This window comes from Aequorivita vladivostokensis (assembly GCF_000952855.1).
In the GTDB taxonomy this organism is placed as follows: domain Bacteria; phylum Bacteroidota; class Bacteroidia; order Flavobacteriales; family Flavobacteriaceae; genus Aequorivita; species Aequorivita vladivostokensis.
This window is the reverse complement of sequence record NZ_JSVU01000001.1, coordinates 514581-531123: the sequence shown is the minus strand read 5'-3', so window position 1 is coordinate 531123 and position 16543 is coordinate 514581. Positions and strand designations below refer to the sequence as shown.

The window sequence follows — 16543 nt, the reverse complement described above, 5'->3', positions numbered from 1 at the left end:
TTTTAGAATCTGAAATGTGAGAATGCTTTGTTAGCTTCTGCCATTTTGTGAGTATCCATACGTTTCTTTACAGCGGCGCCTTCTTCTTTGGCAGCGGCAAGAATCTCACCGGCAAGTTTTGCGGCCATGGATTTCTCGTTTCTTTTTCTTGAATAGGTAATTAACCATTTCATTGCGGTTGCAATTTTACGGTCTGGGCGAATTTGCATAGGAATCTGGAAGGTTGCCCCACCCACTCTACGACTGCGCACCTCTACGTGGGGCATAATATTGGAAAGTGCATCTTTCCAAAGCTCCAACGCAGTTTTTTCTTCGTCTTGTTTCTTTTCATCTACAATGTCAATTGCATCGTAGAAAACTTTGAAAGCCACACTCTTTTTTCCGTCCCACATCATGTTGTTTACAAAACGCGTAACCAACTGGTCGTTAAACCTCGGGTCTGGTAAAAGTGGTCTTTTTTTGGCCTGTCTTTTTCTCATGTGTTGTTTGTTAATGGCTAAGAATATGTTTTTTCAATTTATTCTCGACCCGTTTTCATTTTTACTTCTTTGGGCGTTTTGCTCCGTACTTAGATCTACGTTGCGTGCGGCCTGCAACACCTGCGGTGTCCAGCGCGCCACGAACAATGTGATACCTAACTCCTGGCAAATCCTTTACCCTTCCACCTCTAACCAATACTATCGAGTGCTCTTGGAGATTGTGTCCTTCGCCCGGGATGTATGCGTTTACTTCCTTACCGTTTGTAAGTCTTACCCTTGCTACTTTACGCATTGCAGAGTTAGGCTTCTTAGGTGTAGTAGTATATACACGCGTACAAACACCACGACGCTGTGGGCACGAATCCAAAGCAACCGATTTACTCTTCTTGGTTATTTTGGTCCTTCCTTTACGTACTAATTGTGAAATTGTTGGCATATAAAATATGTATTATTACTGTTTAAAAATAAAACACCCCTATTTTTAGGGGATGCAAATGTAGAATATTTTTTTTACTAATCAAACCATAGTGAATTAATTTTCAGCATAGTTTCATTATTTTTTCCATTTGAATATGAAACACCAACTTGAAGCGTTAGTTTTACACAGCAAATATCACCCTTTTTGAAAAGAATTCTCTTCATTTTTTTTTACCTTAATATATATACCTGCTGCTTCTCGGGTTTAAGAGCACAGGAACTCACGCTTTCCATTGCAGCCGAAAGGCCCATATCGGAAGAGATGAAGGACTCACTCCGTATCAAAACTTCCTTTAAAGACTTTCTTTCCCTTAAAAATGAAATGGACACAACCTATCTGAAACTGCAGCGGATGGGTTTTATTGAAAGTGAACTGCTTCAATTAAAGAAAGAAAACGACACCAGCTATTCCGCAATTTTTTTTCTTGGGAAGAAATACAGCAAGTTGAAGGTTTTCTATTCCGAAGAAGATTTTTCCAAAAAAGAGCTGCAACGAGTCGCTTCGGAAATTACCGATCTCTATTTTATACTTCCTTTTGAAACAATTCCCCTTGCCTTACGAAAACTGACCGCACTAAGAAACCAAAAAGGAAATGCTTTTGCGCGATTAAGACTTTCGGAGTTTGAAAAAAATGACACGGACATGTTAATTGCGACACTCCTTGTTGACAACGGAATTGTGCGCACGGTAGATTCCATTGTAGTAAAAGGCTACGAAAAGTTTCCAAAGTCGTATCTCAGATATTACGCTGGCATTCGAAAGGGAAAAATTTTCAATCAGAAAAAACTGGTGACCCAAAGTGAAAACCTAAATAGCTTGGGCTTCGTTTCAACGGTAAAACCGCCCGAAGCTTTATTTAGAAAAGACTCTACTACGGTCTATTTTTATCTTGAAAAACAGAACAACAACCTATTTGATGGAATTTTAGGCTTTGCAACCGATGAGGAAACCCAAAAATTAATCTTTAACGGATACTTGAACCTAGAACTCAACAATAACTTAAATTATGGCGAACAGTTGATCATTAACTATAAAGCAGACGGGAAAGAACAAATAAATTTTCGGACCAAACTTACCCTACCCTACTTATTCAGCACCCCTTTTGGGCTAAGCGGAGAGCTGAAGATATTTAAGAGAGACAGCACTTTTATTACCACGGAGCAACAAGTACGCGCCACGTATCAAATTGATCCGAGATCCACGGTATACATTGGATACAAAGGCTACGAATCAAGCAATTTGCTAGACGAGGCAATTGCCGGAGCACCTATCGAGGATTTTAGCTCCCGGTTCTTTATATTGGGTGGCGGCTATCTGAAACCACAGAATCGAAAATTATTCCCTGTTAAAACTGCCATACTCTTAGATGCGGGTATAGGCTCCCGCAAAAATGAGAACAAACCTGAAGACCAGCTAGGTGTCGAAACCACCCTCAACAATATTTTTAATCTCAATTATAGAAACTCGATCTTCGTTCAAAATAAAACGGGCGTGCTCTTCAGCGAAAATTATTTGGTAAATGAATTGTACCGTTTCGGTGGAATCAATAGCATTAGAGGTTTTGACGAAAACAGCATTGACGCTTCGCTCTACACTGTACTAAGCACTGAATATCGCTATCTATTTGGTGAAGATATATATGCGCACAGCATTATCGATTTAGGATATTTTGAAAACAAGACCCTTTCTTTGCAACAGAACCTTTATAGCTTCGGTTTTGGTCTTGGTTTAAACACGATGGCAGGTCTCTTTCGTTTTAATATAGCCAACGGAAGCACTCAGGACTCCAGTTTTAGTTTTGCAAATACAAAAATTCATATCAGTATTTCCTCAAAATTTTAATGAATCATATCGCTAGGGCGCTCTATTCTTTAAATAAACGCAAAAATTGGGAGCAAATACTTGTGTAATTAACTTTTTATTATGATTTTTGCCGTTGGCTAATTCAAATAATTTATAAAAATGAGAACAAAGTTTAGTGGAATTTTAACGCTATTATTAGCGTTAGTTGTGCAGCTTACCTTCGCACAGCAAAAAACTATTACAGGTACGGTGACGGACGATACAGGTCTGCCATTGCCTGGTGCAAACGTTATAATCAAAGGAACAAGTACTGGTACCCAATCAGATTTTGATGGTAATTATACCATTTCAGCAAATGTGGGCCAGACCTTGACTTTTAGTTATGTAGGTTTCGACACCAAGGAAGTAAAAGTAGGTACCCAGAATAAAATCGACATTACTTTAGAACCGGGTGAAAGCCTGAGTGAGGTAGTCGTTACCGGTTATTCTACGAGAAACCAAACAGTGCAAACTTCAGCAGTAGTGTCAATCTCCGCTGCAGAACTTTCCCAAATGGCCCCTACCACCAGTATAGATAATATGCTGCAAGGTAAAGCCGCGGGTGTGCAGGTAACTGCTGCCAACGGAAAGCCAGGACAGGGTGCTTTTGTTCGTATTCGTGGAACAGGATCTCTTGTTGCGGGAGCTTCATCGCCATTGTATATTGTGGACGGTGCTCCTATTAGAGAAGAAGATCTTGGCAACATAGCCAATGAAGATATTGAAAATATCACTATCCTTAAAGATGCTGCAACCACTGCACGCTATGGATCACGTGGTGCCAACGGTGTTGTGGTTATTACAACAAAGAACGGTAACAGAAATAAAGATGCCGTAGTGCGATTCAGTTCACGATATGGAACTACATCTCAAATAAACCGAAACTTCAGCATGATGAATGCAGAGCAGAAAATGCAGTACGAGGCAGAAATGTACGCTCTTGGAATTACATCGGCCTCAGGACTTCCTGGAGTTACAACTGCGCCTGGCTCACCTGAGCGTCAGCAATTAATAGATAACCAAGTTGATTGGGAAGATTATCTGTTAAGAGAAGGTGTTCTTCAGAACAACAGTGTAGCTATTTCCGGAGGTGCAGAAAAAGTAGATTATTACTTCTCGGTATCTAATGATAAAAACACAGGTATTATTGACAATATCAAAGGTTTCGAAAGACTTTCGAGCAGATTGAATGTAAATTTTGATGCGAAAGAATGGTTGACTTTAGGGGTAAATGTTGGATATTCAAGAAGTTTCAGCGACGAACCACGTGATAGAAACAATACCCAAAACGCATTCCGCGCAACTTATGACTATAGTCCTTATGAAACTGTTTTTGTATTAGACGAAGATGGCAATCCCCTTATTGATGAAAACGGTGATCCAGTTTACAACCTTACACACACCGGATTTCCTGTTGCACAGGCAATTTTGACCGACGTTGAATCGGCCATTGAAAACCAGACCCTTGCAAATGTGGACGCTACAGTTAAATTTAATAAAAACTTTAGCTATACATTTAGTACTGCGGTAAGCCACCTTAATCGCAGAAGAGAATATTATGCTCAACCAGGCGGTGCATTGGATGATGTTATTAATTTAGGCGGTGGAAGTAAGACGGATTCAGGCATCCAACGTTTGGATTTAACCATTAGCAATAGATTAAACTACAACCTATCTAATGACAAGCACAACTTGAACGTTTTAGGTCTTTATGAATTTAACTTGAACGAGAACAATAGCTATACAATAAACAACAGAGGGTTTCCTTCAGCTTTATTGACAACTCAAGTAAACGGTAGTGACCTTCGAAACGGTCAAACCTTCAGAAACCGATTAACTTTAGTTTCTTATGGTGCATTTGCCGATTACGATTTTAAAGAAAGATATTTGGCCTCAGCCTCATACAGACGTGATGGATCTTCAAGTTTTGGGAGTGATTATAAATACGGTAGTTTTTATAGCTTCAGTTTAGGTTGGAATATCGCCAAAGAGAGTTTCTTTGATGTATCTTGGGTTGATTTACTAAAACTACGTGCTTCTTACGGTACTGTAGGTAACAGAAACGGTATTGGTCGTTATGACTCACAGAGTACTGTTTCCTTTGGAACTTCACCATATCCTGGTGGCTCTTCTACAGCTCCCGCGAATATTGGTAGTCCTGAATTACAATGGGAAACTACAGTTACAAAAAACATTGGTTTGGAATTCAATCTCTTCAACAATCGTTTAAGAGGAGTTTCTGATTACTTTGTTAGAAACACAACCGACCTGTTATTTTTAATTCCACGTGCAGATGAGGCTGGTGTAGGTTCAATTGCCGGTAACTTAGGTGAAATCGAGAACAGAGGTTTGGAAATTGCACTACAAGGTGATATCCTTAGATCTGCAGATTTTACTTGGACTCTAGGAGGAAACATTATATTCTTAGATAATGAAATCATAAGTCTTCCTGACGGAGAAGATGTAACCCCTAATGCATTTAACATCTTATTCCGTGAAGGTGCAAAAATTAATGAACATTACTTGGTAAGATACGCAGGAGTTGATCCAGCTACCGGTCGTCCACAATACTACGGAGCTGACAATAATGTTTATTTCTTTGACACACTTCCTGAAGGAGAGAATAGAGTATTACAAGGGAAGTCTACCATAGCTGATAAAGAAGGTGGTTTCTTCAGCAACATATCTTATAAAGGTATCGGGCTACGTACTGACTTTGTTTTCAAATATGGAAATTGGGTAAATAATGTTGTTAAGCAAAACTACTATGGTGATGGTAGCAACGGTAATACAGTTGCAGATAACCAAGCAGTTGGAGCCTTTAATTACTGGCAACAACCAGGTGACACTGATGTTTTACCTAGTCCACTTTATACTGAAGAACAAGCTGTAAATTCAGATAGATTTTTGGAAAGAGGTGATTATATTCGTATGAGAAACATTACACTTTCGTATACTTTCCCAAGAGAATATTTAGAAAAAACTCCTATAAGTACGCTGAGAATCTACGCACAAGGACAAAACTTGTTAACTTTCAGTAAATTCTGGGGAGATCCAGAAGTAGGTATTTCCTCTGGAGAAACCATTGATTTTGCAGATACTGTTGCTCCTGGTGAGATAACTCTTTATAGCTATCCAAACACCAAATCTATTCAAGTAGGTCTTGATGTAAGTTTCTAATATTAAATAAAAAACAAAAATGAAAAAAGTAATATATAAAATGTTGGTATTGTCCCTGGTTATAGGAGGGTTTACTTCCTGTGATGATGAATTGGACCAATTACCTTTTGATGAATTTGCGACGGATAATGCCTTTGTAACCTCTGAGGATTTTGAAAATGCTATTAGAGGAACTTACTCAGCTTTAATCGACAATCCAGAGTTTGTTGCATTGTACAGTAGTTCTGATGCTGGATCAATGTTATCGGCGCCTGATGTATTATCAGATAACGTGACTTTGTCTCAATCGGGCCGAACTACAAAATCAATTTTGCACAACTGGAGGTATACACCTGCAGGTGGAAGTGTTGGTGGTATGTATCGTGGAGCATATAGACTGATTTTTAGAGCAAATCAATTGTTGTTCTACGCTGAAAACTATGAAGGTGAGAACAAAGCAAACATAGTGGCTGAGGCAAAAGCCCTAAGAGCTCTTGCTCATTTCAACATAGTATCATACTATGGGAAAATTCCTACTCAATCAGGAGATGCTAATGGAAGTTTAGGCGTAGCATATGTAACCGAAAACAATCCGGAAATAGAGCCAGCTCGTGAAACAGTTGGTGTTGTTTATGACAAAATCGTTACTGATTTGACTGAAGCAGTTGCTGATATCAACGATGTTAATCCAGCTGGAAGAATGGGCAAAGAAGCGGTTAATCTACTTTTATCAAGAGTATACCTGTATATGGGTCAATGGCAAAATGCCATTAATGCGGCCAATCAGGTAACTACACCAGTTGCTCCTAGAGCGGATGTAGTGGGTGTATGGGAAGATACAAGCGATTCTGGTCTAGTCTTCTCTATCCCTAATGAATCGGGAACTCTCGGTAATAACATCGGAGTTACTTGGAGCCAAGGTGGTATCAACTCTCTCGTTCCAGAATACGTAGCCTCTTTTGAATTAACAAACCTTTATGCTGCTGACGATATCCGTAAAGACGCCTATATATTCTTAGGTGTAGCAGATGGCGATCCAGTAAATGGTATTAAAAAGTTGCTTGGAAGGCCTAATAACACTGACGGTATCGTTGATTATAAAATATTTAGAGCTGCCGAAGCCCAACTAAATAAAGCCGAAGCTTATTACAATTTAGGCAATGAAAGCGCAGCAAGAACTGCTCTGGACGCGGTGAGAACTAGAAGATACACAACTCCACCTAGCGGCGAAACTGGTACCGCATTGCGTGACGCAATTAGACTAGAAAGACGTCTGGAATTTGCTTTTGAATATCAACGCTTTTTTGATTTGAAAAGATGGGGATTATCAATTACAAGAACTTCAGACGGAGATAACGCAGATGGATCAGGAACACCGTCAGAGGAATTAAACCTACCAGCCGGTAGTTATAAGTTTCAACTTCCTTTTGATCAGATTTCTATAGACAAAAACCCTAATCTAGTTCAAAATCCAGGTTATTAATTTATCACTTATAAATATTAAGAAAATGGGAAAAATTAAAATATTAATTACAATTATAACATTGACGCTCTTTGTTTCATCTTGTGAAACATATGATGATTACGACGTCAATAGAGCTACCATCGCTGGATTTACCCTTGCAAATGCGAATATAAAAGTACCCAATGGGGGAACAAGAGATAAGAGCGTAGATATCTTCGTTTCCGATGTTTCAAGCGTTGACAGAACTTTTACCATATCCGTTGTTGCAGAAGAAACAGAGGTTGCACCAGAGAATTATTCCTTTGATCCGACCATTGTAATCCTAGCCAATCAAAGAAGTGCAGAATTTGTACTTACTGGTATTGATGTTTCTCTAACTGAAGAGAAACTTCCATTAACACTTCAGGTTGACCCTGTTAATGGCATTGTATCTGGAGGTAGACTTACCGCTCAGATATACAAGTAAGCTGTTACTTATTTAAATTAAGAGGCTATTCAAATTGAATAGCCTCTTTTCTTTTACCCCTTTTTTTGAAAAGCAATTATGCAGTAACGGACATATTCTATTTATTATAAAACTTGCAACGTGGTTTAACTTTAAGACAAAGGCTTTAAATAGCATTCTCGTTATACAGTTACATCGCTGATAAATAATCCGAATATAGACCGAAGTTCTCTTGGTAGAATTATATTTGCATTAAAATAATAGTTATGAGCGACAGAACAAACACCATTTTCGGAATATACCCCATAAAAGAAGCTTTGGCATCAAACGTGGTTTTTGACAAAGTCTATATTCAAAAAGGAGCAGAAAATGACAAAATAACGAGCCTTATGAAAGATTTGGAAAAGGCGAACGTTCCAGTCAGTATAGTTCCTTTCGAGAAACTCAACAGGCTTACCAAAGGAAACCACCAAGGCATTGTTGCACTTACGTCGCCGGTCGCCTTTCAATCTTTGGAAAATGTCGTGGAGCGGGCGCTGGAAAGCGATAAAACACCGCTATTTCTGATTTTGGACCAAATAACCGATGTCCGCAATTTTGGAGCAATCCTTCGTACTGCCGAATGTACCGGCGTTGATGCCGTGATTTTTCAAAAATCTGGCGGAGCCCCCGTTTCCGGTGATACGGTAAAAACTTCTGCAGGCGCAATTTTTAAAATTCCCATTTGCAAAGTAGAGCATATCAAAGACGCAATATTTTATCTTCAAGGTTCTGGTATTTCCACCGTGGCTGCTACCGAAAAAACCGAGACCGAAATTTATTCCTTAGATCTAAAGAAACCCTTGGCTATCATTATGGGTTCTGAAGGCAAGGGGGTTTCAAAATCGGTACTCAACTTGGTGGATGAAAGAGCTTCCCTACCCCTTTTGGGCGAAATTAACTCTTTGAACGTTTCGGTGGCCTGTGGCGCTTTTTTATACGAGGTTACCCGCCAGAGGCGCTTATAGTCTATTCTAAATTGTCCTTTGCGTTTTTCTTAAAACTATATACTATTCTTACCGTTTTTTTCCGTTCATCAGATAGTGGCTCCTTTTCAGAAGTCTGTTGTGTGAGGTTTTCTTGTTCTTTGGGTGGTCCGATAAAATTCCCATCGTCATCGAACTGTTGTAAAAACGGGTCGTTCTCAGGAATATAATCCTCCCGCTCCCACTCGTACTTCTTCCGTTCAATAGGATTTCCCCTGAAAAGGAATGCAAAAACAAAGCCTACGAAAAAACCCGACAAATGTCCTTCCCAAGATATTTCGGGGTTCACGGGAAAAACATACCAAAGCATTCCTCCATAAAGAAAGACTACCGCCAGCGCCAAGGCAGTAAGCTGGTACTGTTTTGAGAAAATTCCTTTAAAAAACAAAAAAGAAGCAAGTAGATATACCACGCCACTCGCCCCAATGTGAAGCGATGGCCTGCCAATGGCCCAAGTAGCTATGCCAGTAAATAAAAGCCCTAATAATAAGACCTTCCAGCGTATATCCCTATAAAAATAGAATAACGCCGCCGTCAAAACGAATAGCGGAACTGAATTGTTAAAAAGATGTTTCAAACTGCCGTGAATAAAAGGACTGAAAATAATGCCCCGCAAGCCTGATACGGTTCGCGGATAAATTCCATAAGGATTAAAGTTTATATTGAAACGAGCCTCAACCCAATATACAATCCAAAGAACCAATACAAAGAGTAATGGATACCCAAAAACCTCGGGGCTAAATTTTAATTGGTTTTGCTGTGACATATTGCTCTGCTTACAAAAAACACTCCCAAGTCCAAATTTATGATAAATTGTCAGTGAAAGCGATTTATTAAAATTGTAATTTTGAAAAACTATGAACGCACCCCTCGCCGAACGTATCCGCCCCACCACCCTCGAAGGTTATTTAAGCCAGCAGCATTTGGTGGGACCCAAAGGTTCCCTCACTTCACAATTGGGAACGGGGATGATTCCCTCCATGATTTTTTGGGGGCCTCCGGGCACGGGCAAGACAACACTCGCAAATATAATTGCCAATAAAAGCGGCAGGCCTTTTTATACCCTGAGCGCGGTGGATAGTGGCGTTGCCGCGGTTCGGGAAGTAATTGAAAAAGCAAAGAAAAGCGACAACCTCTTCTCCACCAAAAACCCCATTCTTTTTATAGATGAAATTCACCGTTTCAGTAAATCGCAGCAGGATTCACTTTTGGGCGCTGTAGAAAAAGGATGGATTACCCTTATTGGTGCTACTACAGAAAATCCCAGTTTTGAGGTAATTCCCGCATTATTATCACGCTGTCAGGTTTACGTATTGGAATCTTTCAGTCGTGAAGATATGGAAGCTCTATTGAAAAGAGCTTTAAAGGAAGATAAAATTCTTTCCCAAAAAAAAGTGACCCTAAAGGAAACCGAAGCTCTAATTCGTCTATCGGGCGGTGATGCGCGCAAGTTATTAAACATTTTGGAGTTGGTTGTGCTATCGGAAAAAGCCGATAAACTCACCATTACGAATGATTTGGTAATGCAGAAAGCACAGAAAAATACGGTTCTGTACGATAAGACCGGCGAGCAACATTACGATATTATTTCCGCATTTATAAAATCCATTCGTGGTAGCGACCCAAATGCGGCCGTCTATTGGTTGGCCCGGATGATTGAGGGTGGCGAAGATATCAAGTTCATTGCGCGAAGAATGGTGATATTGGCTTCCGAGGATATTGGGATGGCAAACCCAAACTCCCTTTTGCTTGCTACCAGTACTTTTCAGGCGGTGAATACTATCGGCTATCCCGAAGCACGCATCATTTTAAGCCAGTGTGCCATTTATTTGGCAACTTCCCCGAAGAGCAATGCTTCGTATAAAGCAATTGGCGAGGCACAACAGCTGGTTCGGCAAACGGGAGATTTATCGGTGCCGCTATCTATCAGAAACGCGCCTACAAAGCTTATGAAGCAATTGGGCTATGGAAAGGAATATGAATATGCCCATAATTACGAAGGCAATTTTGTTCCCCACGAGTTCCTGCCCGAAGAAATTAAGGGCACCACATTTTACAAACCCGGAAACAATCCCAAGGAAAATTCCCTAAAAAGTTATTTGAAACAGCTCTGGCAGGACAAATACGATTTTTAATTCACGGAAGTATAAACAGTGGTTGACGCGCCATCACTAATTGATAGATTGCCGGAAGCATCAAAGGAGGCATTGGCAACTTTTCCCGAAATATCCAAAAATTTCACCACGTTGTCCATTATTATTATTTTTCCCTTTAGCATCAATCCGTCCTCAGCGCTGGCAGTTTCTTCGTATAAAGAATACCCTTCTGAAGTTTTTCTTAGCAGAAATGTCTTTCCTTCATGGCTGTAGTTTGAAAATTTTGCATCGGGAAGCAAATTGCCCGAAACCATGGAAGTTTTCGGTTTTGAAGATGCAGATATTTGGGACTTCGGCTGTCTTTCTTCGGAAGAAGCTACTTGCGCAGTGCCCAACAACACAACCTCTCTTTGTTTAACATTCAGCAACTCTACACTACTGAAAGCCTTGCGCAGCGCATCCTGATAGCTTTTGTCGTATTCCTTATACTTGCTTTTTCCTTCTTGGCCTCTATAAATTTCATTGTCGTTGCAATCTTTCAGAACCACTTGAAGCTTTGTTCCGAACAATGTTTTAAGTTCTTCCACATTGGCGTAGAGTCCATCACAACGGTTGGCATTGGGAGCCGAATCTGCCAAATAGGCATTAAACCCACTTTTTTCAAAATAGAATTTTGCCATAGAGTTTAATTGATACTGGTCTTTGGACTTAGAAAAATCAAACTGTTCGGGAACCACAACGTAACTGTAATCACTGAGGTTTGTATTCTGGGCGGCAGCACCCACCGAAAAGATAAGCGCAAGGGAAAGCAGTAAAAATCGGGTCATTCTTCGTCTATTACAATGTTAAATCCTAATTGTAAAGATACGCTTTTTGCCTTTGCCAAATTACCGTACGCGATAAGATTGTCGGCGGCAAGATAAAAGTTAACCGTACCAATATCCGCAGAAACCCCTAAGCCCACGTTTGAAAAGGAATAGGAATCTACAGTATATGTAGCCTTTGCCGAAAGATATTCCGTAAGTCTCCTATGATAAAAAAGGGTTCCCGCCATTTGCGGCCCCTTGGGCCTAAGCATTGCGTAAAATTGCAGTCCCACGTTTTGTTTATGAAGTGTGCCTCCATCCATATTCAGGCAATCACAGGCCCCTGAGCTATTGAACCTTCCAAAACCGTAACTAAGCCCCGCGTTAATTTTTACCGGGCGGAACTGTGTGTATGAATTGTAAAGCGTATCAATAGGAATTTCGCGTTCTATTTCATCCTCCAAGTCGTCATAATATGGAAGTGTGGAATCTCCTTCGCTCAATGGCGGGAAAATTAAATTAATACCGTCCAAGGTATAAGTTCCATGCGCTCGGTAACTTTCCACATCCTTTGAATGAAAAATTGCACCCACATCAAGCGCACTGGCTGAAAGTGTTAATGCCTCGTTGATATCATAAGTAAAACCCAGGTCCACCCCTACTCCAATATTTCCTCCAAAAAAGGCACGGCCCAAGATTTCACTGGTTACTTGTGATGCACCATCTAAATCCCTCAAGGACGCGTAGCCCGAAGTTTGAACACTAACATCAGCATCCTGAACAATGTGCTCGTAAATATTTTCTGAATCGTTATCTCCCAATCGGGTCACGAAACTTCCGGTATTGTTTACACTGCGGTAGCTGAACATACTCGAATACAGCTTCAATCGCCCACCCACGGTTAGTTTATCGCTAATCTGTTTATTCAACCCAAAATGATATACTGTCATAAAATCGCCTGTGGTGCATATTTCCCCCAAATCGAAAGGATAATCCAGATAATCCCGGTTTCCTTCCCAGGCGAGTACGGCCAAATCTTTCGGAAAATAGACGATAAAGTCAAACTCCTGATAAATACCTCCGGAAAAATAAATCTCGTTCTTTGCTCGCCAACCGAAATTGATAAGTTCCAATTGCTGGGTAGCGGTAAAGAAATCGGTATGTTTCATTTTAAATAACTGCCGCGTAATACGGTCGTTGATATTGTCATTGCCATCCTTAAAAATATCATAAGCCGAAACGCCCGACGACCCGCCATTGAAATGGATTTGTGATAAAAAAGGAATTCCGTAATGTTTCTTTTGGGTAACCTCGCTGCCGGGATTCAACATCAGCGATTGGGGAATGTCGTCAAAACCGTAGAGTATTTGCTTATTTTGGGAAAAAGCAAATAATCCCACGAGGGAAAATATATAGGTAAATAAATTTCGCATGGTATTAGTATTCCAAAAAGTAGGTTGTTTTGGATTTTAGATTTAAAATGCCTTCCAAATTTTCTTCGGAAGAGGCTATGGTTACGGAAACCACAACCTTATTGGCCTGAGTAAGGCGAAGAATATCATCCCCCTCAACGTTTTCAATATATTCGGTAATCACGGGAGCCGTGGGCAAGCCTTCAGAAACAGAGGTTCCCGCCACATAGGTTGTATCGTTTGCTTCATTTAAAAACTGAAAATCTACTTGGAAATTTCTGGGAATACCGTTCGTGAACTTAAAATAGAACTCCGCACGCTTTAAGCTTTCCTGAAGGGTACTATCATCCAGGAATTTAATTTCGGTAGTGTCTGTAACGGTAAGTACGGGGTTTGAATTTATAGTGTCATAAAACTGTCTGGCGTCTAAATTGAAATATATTAAGTCCAATTCAACCACTGGGGTAAGGGCAATATCTTCGGCTTGGTCAAAATCAGTATCCTTTATGCAGGCCGTTAAAAATAGGCAAGCACAGACCATAATTATGGAACGGGATAGGGTTTTATTCATATGTGGGGATAATTTACCTGTTGTTAACGCACTTTTATGCAGGATTATTACTACAAATGCTTTTTAATTTCAGAAAGTTCGCTAATGGCAAACTGTGGTGCCGTAACCATTTCATTGCGATAATTAAAAAACAAAGTATGCATTCCCGCTTTTTGGGCCCCAATAATATCTGCTTCCAAGCTGTCGCCAATCATAACACTCTGTGTTGATGCAACCGAAGCTTTCATTAGGGCAGTTTCAAATATAACAGGATGGGGCTTCTTTAACCCTACCTCTTCCGAAGTGGTTACCGTACTGAAATATTTTTTTATACCACTGTTGTGAAGTTTAAGATGCTGTACTTCCTCAAACCCATTGGTGATGATATGAAGTCTATAATTGGCCGAAAGATAATCGAGAATGTCAACGGCCCCGGTAAATAGATGGTTGTCGATGGGCAATTCTTCAATATAGCAATGGGCGAGCGAATCGATGGTTTCCAATGGAAATTTCAATTTGAAACAATCGAAGGTTTCCGTCAATCGACCCCGGCGAAGCTGTTCCTTACTTACGCGGTCCTCGCGATATTTTTTCCAATAATCGAGGTTTATGGGTTCATATACCTTTAAAAATTCGGCTAAGGGCAATTCAATTTTATGTTTTCTGAAAACCCTTTCAAACGCCAAACCTGAGTTTTTATCAAAATCCCAAAGGGTGTGGTCCAAATCGAAAAAGACATCCGTTATTCCATTATTCTGCATATTCCTGTAATTTTTCAGCTAAAATCTTGCGCCAAACTTTGTTGTTTTCCTCGGAAGAAAAGTCGCTGTTTGAAAAAATCATAGTAAAAGTTCCATTTACTTTTTCTACCGCAGCAATGGTATTATTCACAGTTTTTTCAATATCTGATGCATATTTCTTCTGAAATGCCAAAGTTGTCATTGCTATGGGGTGTACGACCAGGGGCGTTTTTATCTCGTAATCCAAATCATAAAAAAGAAACGGGGTGCAGGTTCCGGCGCGAAAGCCCACAGTGTCCCGGAATACCATCGTAAAATCCCGCTTTACCTCCAACTCTACCAAATGCCGATAAATATCGGGCAAGTTTACCAAAAATTCCGAATTCATGGAGCTGCTTAGCACACGGTTTGTTATTTCCTCCATTCGGCGCTTTTCGGTTTTTAAAATTTCATAATTGCTCAACGCCCCAAACGAAAAAATAAGCCCTACTTCTTTATAATCCGCCACAAATTTGATGAGCATCTTAAACTTTTGGCGGTGCGTGTTCATACTCTCGTTAAAGGACAGGGCATTGCCCAATAGAAAGAATACCGTCAAATTAAAATTTCTCCTCGTGGCCTTGTTTATGAGCCATTTAAAAGTATCCAGCGGGTCGCGCTTCAAGCCCAAAATAACTTGGGTCCTATTTAATATATTGCGAAATTTTCCGTGGAAAAAACTATCCAAATACCCAATAACGGAACGGAATACTCCCTTCTGCTTATACGCATACGGTTGCGAGGCAACAATTACGGGATGGATGGTGATTTTCTTTTCGGGAAATTCTATCTCGGGAAAGGTTTCCAAAAGTTTTGCCTTAAACAAATGCGCCCAAATATCAACAATGGGCTGCTGCAAAAACCCGTGCTTGAACGCCAAGCTCTCCGAAGCCATAAAACGCCCAACCTCATCCTTTACGTGGGGCAGATACTCCTCATAACGCGTAATCATAAAAAAGCTGGAGGCAAAAATGTCAAAAGGAAGCGCACTATTGTTGGAGACTGAAAAGAAGCCAAAGGTGTCGCCCCATTTTTTCACCGACACGTCAATCGCTTCAAGCCCTTGCTGCTCCAAAAGCCCATAACTTTGAAAGAAAAGTTCGTTGCCCAACGGTTTCTTGCCGTATGAAATTTTGGGGCCAACGTGAGCAATGAATTCTTCTATTTCAGAAGTAAACGCAACCTCAATCCCCAAGATTCGCAGACAAATATGCTTAAAAATATAGGAAATACGGGGAGTGGACTTTTGGGCGTAAATTAACAACATAGCGGGTTACATCATATTTTCATCGGCGAAGCTAAAGTACGCTTTTTCAGTAATTATAAGGTGGTCCAGCACTTTTATGTCCAGACTATCGCCCGCCGTTTTTAGCTTTTTGGTAAGCTGGATGTCTGCCTGGCTGGGCTTCAAAGTGCCCGAGGGATGGTTGTGTGCCAAAATTATACCCACGGCGCCCAACTGCAGCGCATCCTTAAAAGCGAGGCGTACATCTACTACCGTCCCCGTAATCCCACCTTTGCTAAGCTGTGCGCTTTTAATGATTTTATTTGAATTGTTTAGATAAAGTATCCAAAACTCCTCGTGCGGAAGTTCGCCAATTATAGGCTGCACATATTCAAAAACGGAATTGCTGGAAGTAATTTTTTTTCGTTCCAATGCTTCGCCCGTTCTTCTTCTTCGGCCCAGTTCCATTGCGGCAGCTATGCAAATTGCCTTGGCCTCGCCAATGCCCTTGAACTCCATCAGTTCCGGGATGGAAAGCCTTCCCAATTCACTTAAATTGTTGCTGACCGAAGCTAAAATACGTTGGCTTAGCGATACTGCACTTTCGTTCCGGCTACCGGAACCAATCAGGATGGCAATCAGTTCGGCATCGCTCAATGCCGTTCGGCCTTTCAGCAGCAATTTTTCGCGTGGCCGGTCGTCTTCGTTCCAGTTTTTTATGGAAAAGGAGTTGTTTTCTTCCATACTTTAGCTTTTCACTAAAGATAATAATGAATGCCCAA

The 16543-nt window shown here is 40.5% G+C and carries 15 protein-coding genes; 6 read left to right on the top strand and 9 right to left on the bottom strand.

Features of this window, described 5'->3' with window-relative positions; all coding sequences use genetic code 11:
- Positions 1–2: 2 nt before the first annotated feature.
- Together rpsG and rpsL are read right to left on the bottom strand one after the other, a co-directional pair.
- Positions 3–479: a 30S ribosomal protein S7 gene (rpsG, locus tag MB09_RS02390; protein ID WP_045079235.1), complete on the bottom strand. Its 477-nt coding sequence runs from the start codon at positions 477–479 to the stop codon at positions 3–5.
- A 61-nt stretch (positions 480–540) separates the two neighbouring features.
- The gene (rpsL, locus tag MB09_RS02385) at positions 541–915 is read right to left on the bottom strand and encodes a 30S ribosomal protein S12 (RefSeq protein WP_014782632.1); all 375 of its coding nucleotides are present in this window, start codon (positions 913–915) and stop codon (positions 541–543) included.
- A 186-nt stretch (positions 916–1101) separates the two neighbouring features.
- On the opposite strand from rpsL, the gene MB09_RS02380 reads away from it, so the two are divergent.
- From MB09_RS02380 to rlmB, 5 genes are all read left to right on the top strand, one after another.
- Positions 1102–2799 carry a POTRA domain-containing protein gene (locus MB09_RS02380; protein ID WP_052671273.1) on the top strand — a complete coding sequence of 566 codons (1698 nt, stop codon included), beginning with the start codon at positions 1102–1104 and terminating at the stop codon, positions 2797–2799.
- Positions 2800–2919: 120 nt separating this feature from the next.
- On the top strand, positions 2920–5979 hold the full coding sequence (locus tag MB09_RS02375) for a SusC/RagA family TonB-linked outer membrane protein (protein WP_045079234.1): 3060 nt from the start codon (positions 2920–2922) through the stop codon (positions 5977–5979).
- Between the two features lie 19 nt (positions 5980–5998).
- Complete coding sequence (locus tag MB09_RS02370; protein ID WP_045079233.1) at positions 5999–7441, top strand: RagB/SusD family nutrient uptake outer membrane protein; 1443 nt, start codon at positions 5999–6001, stop codon at positions 7439–7441.
- A gap of 25 nt (positions 7442–7466) precedes the next feature.
- Positions 7467–7889: a hypothetical protein gene (locus MB09_RS02365; RefSeq protein ID WP_045079232.1), complete on the top strand. Its 423-nt coding sequence runs from the start codon at positions 7467–7469 to the stop codon at positions 7887–7889.
- Positions 7890–8134: 245 nt separating this feature from the next.
- Positions 8135–8875, top strand: coding sequence for a 23S rRNA (guanosine(2251)-2'-O)-methyltransferase RlmB (gene rlmB, locus MB09_RS02360; RefSeq protein WP_045079231.1), 741 nt, complete (start codon positions 8135–8137; stop codon positions 8873–8875).
- A gap of 1 nt (position 8876) precedes the next feature.
- Here the strand turns inward: rlmB and MB09_RS02355 are convergent, their stop codons facing one another.
- Positions 8877–9659, bottom strand: coding sequence for a rhomboid family intramembrane serine protease (locus tag MB09_RS02355; RefSeq protein ID WP_045079230.1), 783 nt, complete (start codon positions 9657–9659; stop codon positions 8877–8879).
- Between the two features lie 91 nt (positions 9660–9750).
- Here MB09_RS02355 and MB09_RS02350 point away from each other — a divergent pair, with 91 nt between their 5' ends.
- Positions 9751–11028, top strand: a complete 1278-nt coding sequence (locus MB09_RS02350) for a replication-associated recombination protein A (RefSeq protein WP_045079229.1) — start codon at positions 9751–9753, stop codon at positions 11026–11028.
- Here MB09_RS02350 and MB09_RS15375 read toward each other — a convergent pair.
- Genes MB09_RS15375 through radC form a run of 6 tightly spaced genes read right to left on the bottom strand, consistent with a single transcriptional unit; the run spans position 11025 to position 16505 of the window.
- The gene (locus MB09_RS15375) at positions 11025–11816 is read right to left on the bottom strand and encodes a hypothetical protein (protein ID WP_052671272.1); all 792 of its coding nucleotides are present in this window, start codon (positions 11814–11816) and stop codon (positions 11025–11027) included. The two genes, MB09_RS02350 and MB09_RS15375, sit on opposite strands and share 4 nt — an antisense overlap.
- The gene (locus MB09_RS02340) at positions 11813–13228 is read right to left on the bottom strand and encodes a DUF5723 family protein (protein WP_045079228.1); all 1416 of its coding nucleotides are present in this window, start codon (positions 13226–13228) and stop codon (positions 11813–11815) included. Before MB09_RS02340 ends, MB09_RS15375 begins: the two co-directional genes overlap by 4 nt.
- A 4-nt stretch (positions 13229–13232) precedes the next feature.
- The gene (locus tag MB09_RS02335) at positions 13233–13778 is read right to left on the bottom strand and encodes a hypothetical protein (protein WP_045079227.1); all 546 of its coding nucleotides are present in this window, start codon (positions 13776–13778) and stop codon (positions 13233–13235) included.
- Between the two features lie 50 nt (positions 13779–13828).
- Positions 13829–14518 (bottom strand): YjjG family noncanonical pyrimidine nucleotidase, encoded by a 690-nt coding sequence (locus MB09_RS02330; RefSeq protein ID WP_045079226.1) that lies wholly within the window; start codon positions 14516–14518, stop codon positions 13829–13831.
- Positions 14508–15803: a DUF7033 domain-containing protein gene (locus MB09_RS02325; RefSeq protein ID WP_045079225.1), complete on the bottom strand. Its 1296-nt coding sequence runs from the start codon at positions 15801–15803 to the stop codon at positions 14508–14510. Before MB09_RS02325 ends, MB09_RS02330 begins: the two co-directional genes overlap by 11 nt.
- Positions 15804–15809: 6 nt before the next feature.
- Entirely contained in the window at positions 15810–16505 is a 696-nt protein-coding gene (gene radC / locus MB09_RS02320) for a RadC family protein (protein ID WP_045079224.1), read from the bottom strand.
- Positions 16506–16543: the final 38 nt, after the last annotated feature.